The sequence below is a fragment of the Streptomyces sp. NPDC051940 genome, from assembly GCF_040680895.1.
Lineage (GTDB): Bacteria > Actinomycetota > Actinomycetes > Streptomycetales > Streptomycetaceae > Streptomyces.
Genome location: NZ_JBFAXR010000021.1, coordinates 69,906 through 84,236, shown reverse-complemented (window position 1 = coordinate 84,236; position 14,331 = coordinate 69,906). Strand labels below are relative to the sequence as shown.

Genomic DNA, 14,331 nt, shown 5'->3' with positions numbered 1-14,331 from the left:
CTTGCCGGTGTCCTGGCACTCGGCGCACCCCCCGCGCCGGCCGACGCGCGCCGTTCATCGTGTTCCTGACACCCCGTACACTGACGGGACGGATGTCGGCAGTGGCCAAGCGGACGGGGGAGGTACGTGGGCGCCACACGACCCACACCGGGCGGGCCCGGTCACAGCCCGTGGATGATCTTCTGGACGGCGCTGGGCTCGCTCACGGGGCTCGCCGCCGTGATCCTCACGCTCGTGATCGGCCTCGACCGGGACCACGAGGTCCGCGCGGACAACGGGCCCACCGCATCGGCCGGTACGACGCCCGCGACGCCGGACGCCGGCCGGAGCCCCAGCGCGGAGCCCTCGCCTCCCGGCACCAGCGCCACCGCGCTGTGCGACTGGGTCACGGCCGACCCGCACCGGTGCGGCGAGGTCGACCCGGGGCTGGAGACCCTCGAGTACCTCGACCTGAGCATGCCCGCCGCCTCCCTCCGGCTGGACGACGGCTTCGCCGAGGTCGACCATCTGATGTACTTCAGCTTCACCTCACAGGCGCGGGCCGACGACTTCCTGAACAGCACACTGTTCGCGGTGCGGTTCAACGAGGACGAGGGCGACGCCACTGCCCAGGACTACGCCCTGGACGCCTGGTGGAGCCCGGCCACCGTGGAGAGCGGGCCGGCTCGCACCACCCAGGGCCGCGTGGAGCGCTATTTCTGGGCCGAGTATCCCGTCGTCATGTGGTCGTTCCGGCGCGGGTCCGAGGACTTCGGCGACGGCCCGCAGGGCTACGTGGTGGCGATGGCGGTGGCCCCCGCCACTCCCGGCAGCAGTGACGAGCTGATCACCTGGTGGGAGGGACACCGCAGGCCGCGCTGGTGAAGGTGGTCCCCATGAGAGGGGACACCGCACGTCCGGCCCCGGTGAAGGTGCGGGGTCTCACCGAGCCCCCGCACCCGCGCCCGCTACGCCCCCTTCACCCAGCGCACCAGCGCCTGCCACCACGACGGCCGGGCCGTCCGTACCGGCGGGGCGGGCTCGTCGATGACCGCCGGGAGCCGGTCGGACGAGGGGGCCGGCTCCGTGTGGGCGGCCTTCGCGTTGCCGACCACCGCCGGGTCCATCGGGGTGAACTCGACCGGCAGCGCGATCAGATCGCGTGACAGCAGGGACGTACGCCAGCGCAGCTCGGTCTCGTCGACGGCCAGCCGCACATCCGGAAGCCGGGCGAGCAGCGCGTCTATGCCGGTGTCGGCGATGGCACGGCCGATGTCCTGGCCGGGGCACTCGTGCGGGCCGCCGCTGAACGCCAGGTGCGAGCGGTTGCCGTGGACGGGCATCGCCAGGTCGGGCCGGATCGCCGGGTCGGTGTTGCCGGCGGCGAGGCCGAGCACCAGCATGTCGCCCTCCTTGATGCGGTGCCCGGCGAGCTCCGTGTCACCCGTCGCCCAGCGCCCGTACACCGCGGTGAACGGGGGCGCGTCCCACAGCACCTGCTCCAGCGCGTCCGGCAGCGTCATGTGGCCGCCCGCCAGACTGCCGCGGAAGCGGCGGTCGGTGAGCACCATATGGAGGGTGTTGGCGATCAGGTTGGCGGTGGTCGAGTACGCCGCGATCAGCACCAGCCGCAGGTGCTCGACCAGTTCGTCGTCCGTCAGATGCGACTCGTGCCCGATGAGCCAGCTGGCGAAGTCGTCCCCGGGGGTCTCCTTCTTGGCGGCGACCAGGGTGCGCAGCGTGTCGACGATGAACGCGTTGCTGGCGATCGCCGTCTCCGACGCCTTCACCATGTCGCGGGCGGCCGCCAGCAGCTGCGGCCCGTAGGAGTCGGCCATGCCCACCAGCTTGGTCATCACCAGCATGGGCAGTACGCCGGCGAAGTCCTCCACGAGGTCGGCCCGGCCGCGCTCCGCGAAGTCGTCGATGAGCTGGCCCGCGTACCGCGTCACATAGCGGCGGATGCCGCGGCGGTCCATCCGCTTCATCGTGTCGGTGACCGCCGAACGCAGCCGCTTGTGCTCCTCGCCGTCGAGGAACGCGCACATCGGCTGCCACATGGTGATCGGCAGCAGCGGGTTGTCGATGGCCACCCGGCCCTCGCGGGCCTCGCGCCACAGCCGCGAGTCCCGGGCGAAGCGGGTGGGGTTGCGCGTGACGTCGAGGTTCTCCCGGTAGCCGAGGACGAGCCAGGCCGGCACGTCGCCCTGCACCAGGACGGGCGCCACGCCGCCGTGTTCGGCGCGCAGCTTCTCGTACAGGGCCGTGGCGTTGTCCTCCGCCTCCGGGCCGTACAGCCGGGCCAGCCCTTCGGTGGACAGGCCGTGTGCCGGGCACCCGGGAGGTGGCGCGGGGACACTGCCGGTGGACTCTTGCGGGGTCGCGGTCACCTTGCCTCCAAGGGCTGAGCGAGCGTGTGCAGATGACGCAGCAGCGTCAGGAGAATGTCCTTGCCGGCCTCGCGCCGGCGTACGTCCGCGTCGATGACGGGGGTGCCGGCGGGCAGATCGAGGGCCCGCCGGACGTCTTCGAGGGAGTGCCGCGGCGACGAGGGGAACTTGTTGACCGCCACGACGAACGGCACCCCTCCCTCCTCCAGCCGGCCCAGTACGTCGAAGGACGCCTCCAGCCGCCGGGTGTCGACCAGCACGACCGCGCCGAGCGCTCCGTCGAACAGGCCGTTCCACAGGAACCAGAAGCGCTGCTGGCCCGGGGTGCCGAAGAGATAGAGCACCAGCCGGTCGTTGAGGCTGATCCGTCCGAAGTCCATGGCGACGGTGGTCGCGTCCTTCTCCTCCACCCCGAACAGGTCGTCGACCCCGGCCCCGGCCTGGGTCATGGTCTCCTCGGTGGTCAGCGGCTCGATCTCGCTGACCGCGCCGACGAGGGTGGTCTTGCCCACCCCGAAGCCGCCGACCACGACTATCTTCACGGCGACGCTGGCCGAGTCCGGCAGCACGTCCTGCGGCCGCGGACCGGCCACCTGCTCAAAGCTGTTCGAGCCCATGGATGACTTCCTCGATGAGTCCCATGTCGGCGACGGGGGGCACGGTCGACCGGGTCACGACGAGTTCCTCGTCGAGCAGGTCGCCGAGAAGCACACTGACCACGCTGAAGGGCAGCTGGAGGTACGCGCCGATCTCGGCGACCGAGATCGGCGCTGCGCACAGCCGCAGGATCGCCGCCTGCTCCGGTGGCATCCCGTGCGCGGGCCCGGCCCGCGCGATCACCAGCGTGACCAGGTCGAGTGGTTCCTTGGCGGCCTCCCCCGTACGGCCGCCGGTGATCACGTACAGCCTTTCAGGTCCTGCTTCGTGCCATGCGTGATCCTCGTCGCTCATATGGCCGATCCGTCAACGGTGCTGCGCGGTGGGCTCGTCAGATGCGCGCCGATCCGGGCCACGAGGTCCCGCATCCGGCGGCCCATCAGGCCCGCGTCGACGCCTTCGTCGGCGGCGACGGCGAGATAGGCGCCCGAACCGGCGGCCATCAGATAGAAGAACCCGCCGCCGACCTCGATCACGATCATCTTCAACTGCCGGGTGCTCCCCGGGAAGACGTCGGAGATCGACCGGGCGAGGCTCTGCAGGCCCGCGCAGGCCGCCGCGAGGCGGTCGGCCGTGTCCGGCTCGGTGTCGTGCTGCGCTATGCGCAGGCCGTCCGACGACAGCACGACGACGTGGCGGGTCTGCGGCACGCTCTCGGCGAGGTCCTTGAGCATCCAGTCCATGTCCGCTCGACGCACCACGGTTACTCCCTCTTGTCGCGCTCGTCCGTTGACTCGTCGCCGCTCTGCTGGGCAGGCACGTCGGGTGCCTGGTCCCTGCCGGCCAGAGCGTCGGTGAACTCCCCCAGCCACAGCCCCGGCTCGCTGGTCTCGTCCGGCTGTGGGGCAGTGGCCGTCGCGGCCGGGGCCGCGGTGCCGGCCGCCGGAGACGGCTCTGTCGTGTCGGTCGCCGGGGCGGCCACCGCGCTGCGCCGGCGCCGCTGCGGCAGTCCGTTCGCCGACGGGTCGACGCCGGCCTCCACGGGCGGCGACGCCTGCGGGCCGGGCTTGCGCCGCCGTCCGCTGCCCGCCTCCTCCAGCGGCCGGGGGCCGGAGGCGGTGCCGATGCCGTGCGCGGCGCCGGTCGCGGGCGTCGCGGTGACCAGGGCCTGCGGGACAATGAGCACCGCGCGGACACCGCCGTACGCCGAGGAGCGCAGCGACACCGTCAGGTCGTACGCCTGGGCCAGGCGGCCGACGACGGCCAGGCCCAGCCGCGGGGTCTCACCGAGGTCGTGCAGGTCGATACCGGCCTGGGCCTCGCGCAGCATGCGCTCCGCGCGGTCATGCGCCTCCTCGCTGAGGCCCACGCCACCGTCCTCGATCTCGATCGCGATACCCGACTGCACCTCGACGGCGGTCAGGTGCACTTTGGTCTGCGGCGGCGAGTAGCGGGTGGCGTTGTCCAGCAGTTCGGCGAGCGCGTGGATGAGCGGCTCCACGGCCGGGCCGACGACGGCGACCTCGGAGACGGGGTGCAGCTCGACGCGCTGGTAGTCGATGATCCGGGACATGGCGCCGCGCAGCACGCTGTACAGCGGCACCGACTTGCCCCACTGGCGGCCCGGGCGGTCGCCGCCGAGCACGGCGATCGAGTCGGCGAGCCGGCCCACCAGGGCCGTGCCGTGGTCGAGTTTGAGCAGGTCGGCGAAGACCGCGTGGTCCTGCCCGTGGCGCTGCTCCATCTCCCGCAGGCTCTGGGCCTGCTGGTGGATGATGGCCTGCACCCGGCGGGCGATGTTCACGAAGCCGCGCTCGGCGGACTCGCGCAGGTCCTCGGCGTTCTGGATGGCGTCGACGACGGCACGCAGAGCCGCCTCGTGCGCGGCGCGGAACTCGGGGGCGAGCGCCGGGTCGTAGCGCACGCCCTCCAGGATGTCCTCCGCGAACTCACCCTTCTGCAGCCGCTGCACCGCCTCCGGCAGCAGGGCTGCGAGCCGCGCCGTCTCCGCCTCGTGCTGCGTGAGACGGCGGCGCGCCGCGGCCTCCTGTCCGGCGTGCTCGGCCCGGAGCGCGGCCAGGGTCCGGCTGCGCTGGTCGACCACCAGGGACACCAGGGCCACCACCAGGGTGGCGAACCCTCCGGTCCAGCCGACGGCCGTACGGCCCCCGGATCCGGTGGCGAGCACGGCGATCAGTGTGCCCAGTGCGACGGCGGCGGGGGGTATCACCCACGGCGAGACGGCAGCGGCGCGCCGGTCTCCGGGGGCCGGACCTGTGGGCTCCATCGGCATCCTCAGCTGGCTCGATATATCGAGGCGGGTGAACAGGCACGCAGCGTAGTCCTTCGCGATGGACTGCGTGAGCCTTCTTGGCATATTCACCGGAACGACAACTCAGATGGTAAGGAGGAGAGTTACGCCCGCTTCGCCAGGGGCGCGACGGGCCCGGAGCCACCCGTTCCGCGCGGCGCCCGCCGCGGGGGCCTCACGGCAGCCAGGGGCGCGCGGCCTCCAGCTCGAACCCGGTCTCGAGGAGGGTGCGTTCATCCCCGTGCGCGGCCGACAGCATCACGCCGACCGGCAGCCCCGTACGGGTGAAACCGCCGGGAAGGGACAGCGCCGGGGTGCCGGCCACGTTGGCGAGCGGGGTGAAGGCGACGTACGCGGTGAGACGGCGGACGAGTTCGTCGTACGGGACGTTCGGGCTCAGCCGGCCCAGGAGCGGGGTGGTGTGGGCGAGCACCGGCGAGAGGACGAGGTCGCGTCCGGCGAGGGAGCGGGCCGTGCACTCCCGCGCCGCGCGCCGCAGCCGGCGCAGCACCGCCGGGGTGGTGGCCAGCCTGCGGCGGTAGCGGGCGCGCAGGCCCTGGCTCAGCCCGTCCATGCGGCGGGCGTCGAAGTGCCGGTCGAAGGCCAGCCGCCCGCCGGCCCCGCACAGGAACGCGAGCATCCCCCAGTAGGTGAGGAAGTCGGCCTCGAACCGCGGGTCGAGCTCCAGGCGGACCGGCTCGACGGTGTGCCCGAGCTTCTCCAGCTGCTCGGCGGTGGCCGTGACGGCGGCGCGTGTCTCGTCGTCCGTGACGGCGCCGGTCGGGGAGTCCAGGACGAGGCCGATCCGCAGCCGCTGCTTCGCGGGTCCCTCGACCAGGCCGACGGCGGGCATCCCGGGGCCGGCCCGGTACTCCTCGGCGGCGGCGAGGAAGGCGGCGGTGTCCCGTACGGTGCGGGTCAGCACCCCGTCGCAGACGACGTCGATGGGCAGCCTGCGGCCCTGCTCGCTGGGCACCATCCGGCCTCGGGTGGGCTTCAGTCCGACCAGTCCGCAGCAGGCGGCGGGGATGCGGATGGAGCCGCCGCCGTCGTTGGCGTGCGCGAGAGGAACGGCTCCCGAGGCCACCAGGGCGGCGCTGCCTCCGGAGGAGCCGCCGGGCGAGCGGGTGGGGTCCCAGGGGTTGCGCACCGGGGGCTCCTCGGCGTACTCGGTGCTGGCGTTGAAGCCGAACTCCGGCAGCCGGGTCTTGCCCAGCACCGTCATCCCCGTGCTGAGGAACTGCCGGGTGAAGGGGGCGTGCCGGCGGGCGGGGCGGGCGGTGAAGGCGGCGCTGCCGTGGCCGGTGGGCAGTCCGCGGTAGTCGGTGTTGTCCTTGACGTACGTCGGCACGCCGGCCAGCGGGCCGGTGTCCTGGAGCGCGGGGTGCGGCAGGCGGGCGGCCACGGCGTCCAGTTCGCCGTCGACGCGCTCGACCCGGCGCAGGGCCGCCTCGGCCAGTTCGGCGGCGGACACCTCGCCGCGCCGGACCAGCGCGGCGAGCGCCACGGCGTCGTGGGCGCCGAGGGCGTCGTCGGCGGCGGCGTACACCTGCGGGAGAGCGCTCATCGCGCCAGTATCGACGCGGGTGGCCGCGCGGCCAAGGGGGCCGCGCGGCTCGGCTTCCGCGGTGCTCAGTGCCTGGCTTCGAGCACCGGGTAGTAGCCGCCCGACTGCCCGGAGGCGGTCGGGTGGTACGACTCCCCGATGTTGAGCCAGTTGACGCTGTGCAGCCAGGCGTCGCCCGAGCAGATCTCGTGCCCGGTGAACGTGCCGCGGACGTCGCCGTAGGTGAAGCCGTGGTCGGCGACCTTCTTGGCGGTGACGTCGCTCAGCAGGTCCGCGGCGCTGTTGATGGCGACGCGGGAGGTCTCGCTCAGCCCGACGATGCAGCTCCCGTCGATCTTGTAGAAGCGCGGGTAGCCCAGCACGACCACGTGGGCGGACGGGGCACGGCTGCGGATGGCGCTGTACACGGTGTCGAGGCGGCCGGGCAGCGTGTTGTTGATGTACGCCTTGGCCTCGTTGATGCGGTTGACGCAGGCCGTGGTGCCCTGCAGGACGCAGGTGGTCATCGCGTCCGAGAAACCGGCGTCGTTGCCGCCGATGCTGATCGACACCAGCGTGGTGGCCGAGTTCAGCGGCCCCAGCTGGTTGTTGATGACGTCCGTGGTCTTCGCGCCGGAGCAGGCGGTGAAGTTGAAGGAGGCAGGCGCGTTGGCGTTCTTCCAGAGCACCGGGTACGCCTTGGTGCTGCGTTTGCAGCTGCCGCTGGCGGAGTCGTACGAACCGGCGCCCACGCCGGAGGAGTACGAGTCGCCGAGTGCGACGTAGTTGTCTCCGGCGGCTTGCGCCTCGGAGGTGCCGAGCAGGACCGCGGTGACGGTGAGCAGCAGTCCGAGCACGGCGCTGACCGGGCGGGACGTTCTCATGGAACCCCCTTGGTGAGAGTCTGTTAACTCACAGGTAACAAGGCTTTACCCATGTCTACGCGTGTCCATGCCAACCCCAAAGGGCCGTTGGGTGAACCCCTTTGACACCCCGTCACCGGTTTCCTGGGACACTGACCGGATGACGCTGCAGCACGTGGCCGGAAGGGTCTGGATCCTCCCCGCCGACCCGGATCCGGACCGCGTGCGCCCGTGCGTCACCGTCATCACCGACGGCGAAGCGGGCAGCACGGTGGTGGACGCCGGCCAGAGCCCGGACCACGCACGCGAAGTGGCCGCGGCGATCCGGCAGTCGGGCCTGCCGCCCGCGCGCCGCCTGGTCTACACCCACCACCACTGGGACCACACGTGGGGCGCCTGCGCCTGGGACGTCGACGAGGTGATCGCGCACGAGTCCGCGCTCCCGCTGCTCACCGCGGAGGCGGCGCGGCCGTGGGGAGATTCGTACCTCCGCGAGCAGATCGCTGCCGAACCGCGACTGAAGCCGAGCTTCACGGCCCGCGCGCGGGCGGTGTCCGACTGGGACGCGTTCACCGTGCGCCCGCCGACCCGCACGTTCGCCGACCGGATCGAGCCCGTGTCCGGAGTGGTGGTACGGCATGTGGGCGGCCGGCACGCGCCGGACTCGACGGTCGTCGCCGTACCCGACTCGGGCGTCCTCCTCCTCGGCGACTGCTTCTACCCGCCCCCGTACCATCTGCGCGAGCCGGGGGACGACATCGACCGGGCGCTGGTCGAGGGGTTGGTGGCGGAGGGTTTCGACTGGTACGTCGACAGCCACAGCCCGCCGTGGCGGCCGCCGGCGGAGTGAGCGGGCGCCCGGCGTTGAGTAAGCGGCTGCCCGGCGTTGAGTGAGCCGGCCGCCCGGCGGGGTACCCGGACTGCCTTCGGCGAGCCGACGGAGTGACGTCCGGCTCGCACGTACCGTGGAGGGACCGCCGCGCGGGGTGGCGGGCGAGGGTTCGGCTGACGGCGAGGGTTTGAGCGATGGACGATCTCACGACGATCACGCTGGTGGCGCTGGGCGCCGCGGCGCTCGTCACACTGATCGCCGGGATCGTGGCGCTGCGGCGGCTGTTCCGGGTGTGGCGGGAGCTGCGCGACGAGAGCGTGCCCGGGAGCGCGAAGCTCTGGTTCTACGCCGCTGTCGTCTACTTCTTCTGGCCCGTGGACGTGCTGCCGGACCCGGTGTACCTCGACGACCTCGGCGCGGTGCTGCTCGCCCTGCACAACCTGAAGCGGCAGGCGCGGGAGCTGCGGGGGCAGTGAGGCGTCGCTCGTGACCGCCGTCGGGGTTCCTCCGGCTGGGACCTTTCCGGCGCGTCGGTGTCGATTCCGCGGGGGTCCGTTCGTGTAGAGGGTGAGAGGCCGGCACGAGGCCGGCCGCGACACCGGGGAGCCCCACCATGAAGCACTACCTGCTCAGCATCTACCAGCCCGCCGGCGGTCCTCCCCCGCCCGAGGTGCTGGAGCCCGTCGTCCGTGCGCTCGACGCGCTCAACGCGGACCTCAGGGCGGCCGGCGCGTGGGTGTTCGCGGGCGGACTGCACGATCCGGAGACGGCGACCGTACTGCGGGCGTCCGACAGCGGCGACGTACTGGCCACGGACGGCCCGTTCGCGGAGGCCAAGGAGTTCCTCGGCGGGTTCACGATCATCAAGGCGCCCGACCTGGACGCCGCCCTCGAATGGGGCGGCCGGCTGGCCCGGGCCACCACGCTGCCCGTCGAGGTGCGGCCGTTCCAGGGCGAGGCGTGACCGGGCCCTCCGCCGCGGAGATCGACCGCGTGTTCCGTACGGAGTACGGGCGCGCGGTCGCCGTGCTCGTGCGCGCCTTCGGCGACATCGACCTCGCGGAGGAGGCGGTGCAGGACGCGTTCACGACGGCGGTGGAGAAGTGGCCGCGCACGGGGCTGCCGCCGAGCCCGGTCGGCTGGATCATCACCACCGCGCGCAACCGGGCCGTCGACCGGCTGCGGCGCGAGGCGGTGGGGAGGGACAAGCAGGTGCGGGCCGCGCTGGTGTGGGGAGTCGCGGGCGGCGGCGGTGATGCGGCCGGTGGGGCTGGTTGGGCCAGTGGGATCGATGAGTTCGACGAGGGGGACGCCGTGGGCGCCGTGCCGGACGACCGGCTCCGGCTGGTCTTCACCTGCTGCCACCCGGCCCTGGCGACGGGCGCCCAGGTCGCGCTGACGCTGCGGCTGCTGGGCGGGCTCACCACCGCCGAGATCGCGCGGGCCTTCCTGGTCCCCGAGGCGACGATGGCCCAGCGGGTGGTGCGGGCCAAACGGAAGATCCGGGACGCGGGGATCCCGTACCGGGTGCCCCGGGAGGCCGATCTGCCCGACCGGCTGCGCGGGGTGCTCGCCGTCCTGTACCTGATCTTCAACGAGGGCTATACGGCGAGTTCGGGCGCCGCGCTGGTGCGCGACGACCTGTGCGCGGAGGCACTGCGGCTGGCCCGGCTGCTCACCGCGCTGATGCCGGACGAGCCGGAGGCGCGGGGACTGCTCGCCCTGATGCTGCTCATCGCTGCCCGGCGCCCCGCCCGTACCGGTACGGACGGCGCCCTCGTACCGCTGTCGGCCCAGGACCGGAGCCGCTGGGACCGCGCGCTGATCAACGAGGGCCAGGACCTGGTCCGGGAGTGCCTGCGCCGGGGACGGCCCGGGCCGTACCAGATCCAGGCGGCGATCCAGGCGGTGCACTGCGACGCGCCGACGGCGGCGGAGACGGACTGGGGGCAGGTGCTGCGGCTGTACGACCAGTTGCTGGCGGTGGCACCCACGCCGGTGGCGGCGCTGAACCGGGCGGTGGCGCTGGCGGAGGTGGAGGGTGCGGAAGCGGCGCTGGAGGCGGTGGTGGAGCTGGGGGCGGAGTCGGGGTCGGGGCTGGCTTCGGGGGCCGGGCTGGGTGAGTACCACGCGTTCCATGCCGTACGGGCGGATCTGCTGCGGCGGCTGGGGCGGGACGAGGAGGCGGCCGAGGCGTACACGGCGGCGATCGCGCGGGCGGGGAACGAGGCGGAGCGGGCGTTTCTGCGGGCCGCGCGGGAGGGGCTGGGCGCGTGACGGGGCCGGTCTTGGATTCGCCTCTTGACACTGTCACACTGACACTGTCATCATTGCAGTATGAGCGAGTCATGGACCATCGGTGAGCTGGCGGAGCACGCGGCGCGGGAGCTGAGCGCCGACGTCGACTCCGGCGCGCCTAACGGCCGTGTGCGCGAGGTGCCCAATGAGCGGCTGATCCGGTGGTACGCGACGATTGGGCTGGTGGATCCGCCGCTGACCCGGCGCGGGCGGGTGGCCCTGTACGGGCGGAGGCATCTGCTGCAGCTGGTGGCCGTCAAGCGACTGCAGATCCAGGGGCTTTCGATCGCCGAGATCCAGGCGATGCTGGCGGGTGCGACGGACGCCCAGCTGCAGGCGGTCGCCCAACTGCGGTCGGATGCCGAGGTGGAGTCCACCGCCCAGGCGCTGCCCGACACCCCGCCCGCCGACTCGACGGCATCCCCCGCTCGCGAGCCGTCCCAGCGCGGGCGTTTCTGGGCCGCGGACGCGCGCCCGCGGGGCTCGGCTGCCGCGGAGGCCGAACTGGACATGGCCGACGGCCCCGTCGCGTGGTCGTACGCGCCGTCCGTCCAGCCCGCCGTGCGCCTCGCGCCCGGCGTCACCCTGCTGCTGACGGAGGCCGGCCCGGGCCGCCCCGCCGACGACGATCTGGCCGCGATCAGCGAAGCGGCCGCCCCCCTGCTGGCGGCGCTGCGCCGCCGCGGCCTGCTGCCCGACGCAGCCCTCGACATCACACCGGGCCCGGCCCGTACGGATTCGGAAAGGAGTGCGCGATGACCGTCCCGATCACACCCCTGGCACCCGAGGAGGGCTCCGCGCTGCCGGACGCCGGGCTGGGCGCCCTGCGGACCGAGCGCGGCAATCTGCCGCTGGAGAGCGTCGAGGTCCGGGCGCGGATCTCCGGGCTGACGGCGGGCATCGAGGTGGTCCAGGGCTTCCGCAACCCCTTCGACGTCCCGCTGGAGGCGACCTACATCTTCCCGCTCCCCGACCGCGCCGCGGTCACGGCGTTCCGCATGGAGGCGGACGACCATGTGATCGAGGGCCAGTTGAAGGAGCGGGGGCAGGCACGGGCCGACTACGACCGGGCGGTCGCGGAGGGCCGGCGGGCGGCCATCGCCGAGGAGGAGCGCCCGGACGTGTTCACGATGCGCGTCGGCAACATCGTCCCCGGGGAGCGGGTGACGGTCCGGCTCACGCTGAGCCAGCCGCTGCCGTACGAGGACGGCGCCGCCGAGTTCCGCTTCCCCCTGGTGGTCGCACCCCGGTACATCCCCGGTGCGCCGCTGCCGGTCGACCCGGCGGGCAGCGGTTCGGTCCCGGACACGGACGCGGTTCCGGACGCCTCGCGGATCACTCCCCCGGTGCTGCTGCCCGGTTTCCCCAACCCGGTTCGGCTGTCGCTGGACGTGGACGTGGATCCGGCGGGGCTGGAGCTGCGGGAGATACGGTCGAGCCTGCACGAGGTGACGACGGCCGGGGGTTCGGCCGTCGAGGGCTCCGGTGTCGAGGGTGGTGTGAGGCTCTCGCTGCGTCCGGGTGAGCGGCTGGACCGGGACTTCATCCTGCGGCTGGGGCTCGCCGCGTCCGACTCGCTGCTGCTCGTCCCGGACGAGGAGCCTGCGGAGGACGGTGCGGGGACGTTCGCGCTCACCGTGGTGCCCGGTGAGGGGCCGGAGATACGTCGGCCGCGTGACGTGGTGCTGGTGCTGGACCGTTCGGGCAGCATGGGCGGCTGGAAGATGGTGGCGGCGCGGCGGGCGGCCGCGCGCATCATCGACACGCTCATCTCGGACGACCGGTTCGCGGTGCTCTCCTTCGACCATCAGGTGGAGCGCCCGGCGCGGCTCCCCGAGGACCTCGCGCCGGCCACCGACCGGCACCGCTATCGGGCGGTGGAGCATCTGGCCCGGCTCGAGGCGCGGGGCGGCACGGAGATGTTGCGGCCGCTGCAGCAGGCGTTGCAGCTGCTGGCCGCCTCGAAGGAGGCCGGCGGAGCGGCGGAGCGGGACCAGGTGCTGGTGCTGGTCACCGACGGCCAGGTCGGCCACGAGGACCAGATACTCGAGCGGATCGGGGCGTCGCTCTCCGGGGTCCGGGTTCATACGGTCGGGATCGACCGCGCGGTCAACGCCGGCTTCCTGGGGCGGCTGGCGGCGCTGGGCGCGGGCCGGTGCGAGCTGGTCGAGTCGGAGGACCGGCTGGACGAGGCCATGGAGCACATCCATCGCCGCATCGGCGCGCCGCTGGTCACCGGGCTGTCGCTGAAGGCGGAGGGGCTGGAGCCGGTGACCGGGACGGTCACGCACGCGGGTTCGCTCTTCCCGGGGGTGCCGCTGCAGGTCTTCGGGCGGTACCGGCGGGTCGCCGGGGCCGGGGCGCCGGTGGTGGCGGTGCGCGGGCTGACGGCGGAGGGCGAGTCGTGGGAGCGGCGGGTGACGGGGGCGGAGGGTGCGCATCCCGCGGTCCGCGCGGTGTGGGCCCGGGCGCGGCTGCGTGCGCTGGAGGACCGGTATCTCGTCGGTGAGCACGCGCTGGAGAAGACGATCGTCGACACGTCGCTGCGGTTCGGGGTGCTGTGCCGGTTCACCGCGTTCGTCGCCGTGGATACCCGGGTGGTCGCGGAGGGCGGGGTGAAGCACCGGGTGACGCAGCCCGTCGAGTCGCCTAGCGGTTGGGACATGATCGAGGCGGAGCGTGGCATCGCGGGCAGTGCGCCGGGCGGGTTCCAGCCTCTGCTTGCCGCGGCGCCGCTGAGTGCGCCGAGGGTGGCGCCCATGGCTCCCGGTGGCATACCGGCGGCGGCTCCGCCGCCCGCGCCCGGTGCGGCGGCCCCGCAGGGCTTCGCTCCTCGGGCGGGCGGCGCGGGTCCGGTCACGCGCGGTGCACGTGGGCTCGGCCGGGCGGCGATGCACCGGGGCCGTCCGGCGGCGGCGCCGGCACAGGCTGGTAGCGGGCTGGACCTGCGGCCACTGCTCAGGGAGGAGTTGGCGCGGCTGAAGGCAGCGGAGGCGTCGTCCGCGGTGGAGCGCCGCCGCTCCCTCGCCGACCTCGGCACGCGGCTGTCGGCCCTGCTCACCCCGGGCGCCGGCGGCCCGGACCAGGCCCGCTATGCGGAACTGGCCGAACTGGCCCGCGAACTGCGGGACGCGGAGCAGCCGCAGAAGGACCTCGAGGCCCTGTGGACGCGAACGGTCACCCTGCTCACCGCCCTCGTCGGCACACCCGGCGACCCAGGAGACGGCACCTCCCCGGAGGGCGACCGCCCCCGCCCCTTCTGGAAGCGCGGCTGACGCCCCGGCCGGGGGAACGGCGTCCGGTGGAGGACCTGGGGCAACTCAGGCCCTCCGCCGGACGCGACCGTGAGTTCCGGAGCGCGGGGAGACGGGGCCGGTGGCTCGGGGTCAGGGCTCATGGCCTGGGCCACAGGGGTCAGGGCTCAAGGTTCGCGTCCTGCGGCTCCGGATTCGAGCTCGGGCTTGGGCGGGGCTCGGGGCCGAGGGGACACCCGCGACTCAGGGCCTGCAACTCAG

Annotated in this window: 14 protein-coding genes; 7 read left to right on the top strand and 7 right to left on the bottom strand. The window is 73.4% G+C overall.

Annotated features, from left to right (window positions below; all coding sequences use genetic code 11):
* The first annotated feature begins 174 nt into the window (after positions 1–174).
* Complete coding sequence (locus tag AB0M28_RS11775; protein ID WP_365401667.1) at positions 175–864, top strand: hypothetical protein; 690 nt, start codon at positions 175–177, stop codon at positions 862–864.
* An 83-nt stretch (positions 865–947) separates the two neighbouring features.
* On the opposite strand, the gene AB0M28_RS11770 is transcribed toward AB0M28_RS11775, so the two are convergent.
* From AB0M28_RS11770 to AB0M28_RS11740, 7 genes are all read right to left on the bottom strand, one after another.
* Positions 948–2,369, bottom strand: coding sequence for a cytochrome P450 (locus tag AB0M28_RS11770; RefSeq protein ID WP_365401664.1), 1,422 nt, complete (start codon positions 2,367–2,369; stop codon positions 948–950).
* Complete coding sequence (locus tag AB0M28_RS11765) at positions 2,366–2,986, bottom strand: ATP/GTP-binding protein (protein WP_365401661.1); 621 nt, start codon at positions 2,984–2,986, stop codon at positions 2,366–2,368. Before AB0M28_RS11765 ends, AB0M28_RS11770 begins: the two co-directional genes overlap by 4 nt.
* Positions 2,967–3,320, bottom strand: a complete 354-nt coding sequence (locus AB0M28_RS11760; RefSeq protein ID WP_365401658.1) for a DUF742 domain-containing protein — start codon at positions 3,318–3,320, stop codon at positions 2,967–2,969. The genes AB0M28_RS11765 and AB0M28_RS11760 overlap by 20 nt, the downstream gene beginning before the upstream one ends.
* Positions 3,317–3,709: a roadblock/LC7 domain-containing protein gene (locus tag AB0M28_RS11755; RefSeq protein WP_365401673.1), complete on the bottom strand. Its 393-nt coding sequence runs from the start codon at positions 3,707–3,709 to the stop codon at positions 3,317–3,319. The genes AB0M28_RS11760 and AB0M28_RS11755 overlap by 4 nt, the downstream gene beginning before the upstream one ends.
* Positions 3,710–3,729: 20 nt before the next feature.
* Positions 3,730–5,253, bottom strand: a complete 1,524-nt coding sequence (locus AB0M28_RS11750; RefSeq protein WP_365401655.1) for an ATP-binding protein — start codon at positions 5,251–5,253, stop codon at positions 3,730–3,732.
* A 199-nt stretch (positions 5,254–5,452) separates the two neighbouring features.
* Entirely contained in the window at positions 5,453–6,844 is a 1,392-nt protein-coding gene (locus AB0M28_RS11745) for an amidase (RefSeq protein ID WP_365401652.1), read from the bottom strand.
* A gap of 65 nt (positions 6,845–6,909) precedes the next feature.
* On the bottom strand, positions 6,910–7,707 hold the full coding sequence (locus tag AB0M28_RS11740; RefSeq protein ID WP_365401649.1) for an SGNH/GDSL hydrolase family protein: 798 nt from the start codon (positions 7,705–7,707) through the stop codon (positions 6,910–6,912).
* A gap of 139 nt (positions 7,708–7,846) precedes the next feature.
* On the opposite strand from AB0M28_RS11740, the gene AB0M28_RS11735 reads away from it, so the two are divergent.
* From AB0M28_RS11735 to AB0M28_RS11710, 6 genes are all read left to right on the top strand, one after another.
* The gene (locus AB0M28_RS11735) at positions 7,847–8,536 is read left to right on the top strand and encodes an MBL fold metallo-hydrolase (protein WP_365401646.1); all 690 of its coding nucleotides are present in this window, start codon (positions 7,847–7,849) and stop codon (positions 8,534–8,536) included.
* Between the two features lie 176 nt (positions 8,537–8,712).
* Positions 8,713–8,994, top strand: a complete 282-nt coding sequence (locus AB0M28_RS11730) for a hypothetical protein (protein WP_365401644.1) — start codon at positions 8,713–8,715, stop codon at positions 8,992–8,994.
* A gap of 137 nt (positions 8,995–9,131) precedes the next feature.
* Positions 9,132–9,482 (top strand): YciI family protein, encoded by a 351-nt coding sequence (locus AB0M28_RS11725; RefSeq protein ID WP_365401641.1) that lies wholly within the window; start codon positions 9,132–9,134, stop codon positions 9,480–9,482.
* Entirely contained in the window at positions 9,479–10,795 is a 1,317-nt protein-coding gene (locus AB0M28_RS11720; RefSeq protein WP_365401638.1) for a DUF6596 domain-containing protein, read from the top strand. The genes AB0M28_RS11725 and AB0M28_RS11720 overlap by 4 nt, the downstream gene beginning before the upstream one ends.
* Positions 10,796–10,855: 60 nt before the next feature.
* Positions 10,856–11,575 carry a helix-turn-helix domain-containing protein gene (locus AB0M28_RS11715; RefSeq protein ID WP_365401635.1) on the top strand — a complete coding sequence of 240 codons (720 nt, stop codon included), beginning with the start codon at positions 10,856–10,858 and terminating at the stop codon, positions 11,573–11,575.
* Entirely contained in the window at positions 11,572–14,091 is a 2,520-nt protein-coding gene (locus AB0M28_RS11710) for a VIT domain-containing protein (protein ID WP_365401632.1), read from the top strand. Before AB0M28_RS11715 ends, AB0M28_RS11710 begins: the two co-directional genes overlap by 4 nt.
* Positions 14,092–14,331 lie beyond the last annotated feature (240 nt).

Bases quoted from the DNA above. Each gene is read 5' to 3' on its own strand.
- AB0M28_RS11775 (WP_365401667.1), top strand. From the start codon at position 175: ATGATCTTCTGGACGGCGCTGGGCTCGCTCACGGGGCTCGCCGCCGTG.
- AB0M28_RS11765 (WP_365401661.1), bottom strand. From the start codon at position 2,986: ATGGGCTCGAACAGCTTTGAGCAGGTGGCCGGTCCGCGGCCGCAGGAC.
- AB0M28_RS11760 (WP_365401658.1), bottom strand. From the start codon at position 3,320: ATGAGCGACGAGGATCACGCATGGCACGAAGCAGGACCTGAAAGGCTG.
- AB0M28_RS11755 (WP_365401673.1), bottom strand. From the start codon at position 3,709: ATGGACTGGATGCTCAAGGACCTCGCCGAGAGCGTGCCGCAGACCCGC.
- AB0M28_RS11750 (WP_365401655.1), bottom strand. From the start codon at position 5,253: ATGGAGCCCACAGGTCCGGCCCCCGGAGACCGGCGCGCCGCTGCCGTC.
- AB0M28_RS11745 (WP_365401652.1), bottom strand. From the start codon at position 6,844: ATGAGCGCTCTCCCGCAGGTGTACGCCGCCGCCGACGACGCCCTCGGC.
- AB0M28_RS11740 (WP_365401649.1), bottom strand. From the start codon at position 7,707: ATGAGAACGTCCCGCCCGGTCAGCGCCGTGCTCGGACTGCTGCTCACC.
- AB0M28_RS11735 (WP_365401646.1), top strand. From the start codon at position 7,847: ATGACGCTGCAGCACGTGGCCGGAAGGGTCTGGATCCTCCCCGCCGAC.
- AB0M28_RS11730 (WP_365401644.1), top strand. From the start codon at position 8,713: ATGGACGATCTCACGACGATCACGCTGGTGGCGCTGGGCGCCGCGGCG.
- AB0M28_RS11725 (WP_365401641.1), top strand. From the start codon at position 9,132: ATGAAGCACTACCTGCTCAGCATCTACCAGCCCGCCGGCGGTCCTCCC.
- AB0M28_RS11715 (WP_365401635.1), top strand. From the start codon at position 10,856: ATGAGCGAGTCATGGACCATCGGTGAGCTGGCGGAGCACGCGGCGCGG.
- AB0M28_RS11710 (WP_365401632.1), top strand. From the start codon at position 11,572: ATGACCGTCCCGATCACACCCCTGGCACCCGAGGAGGGCTCCGCGCTG.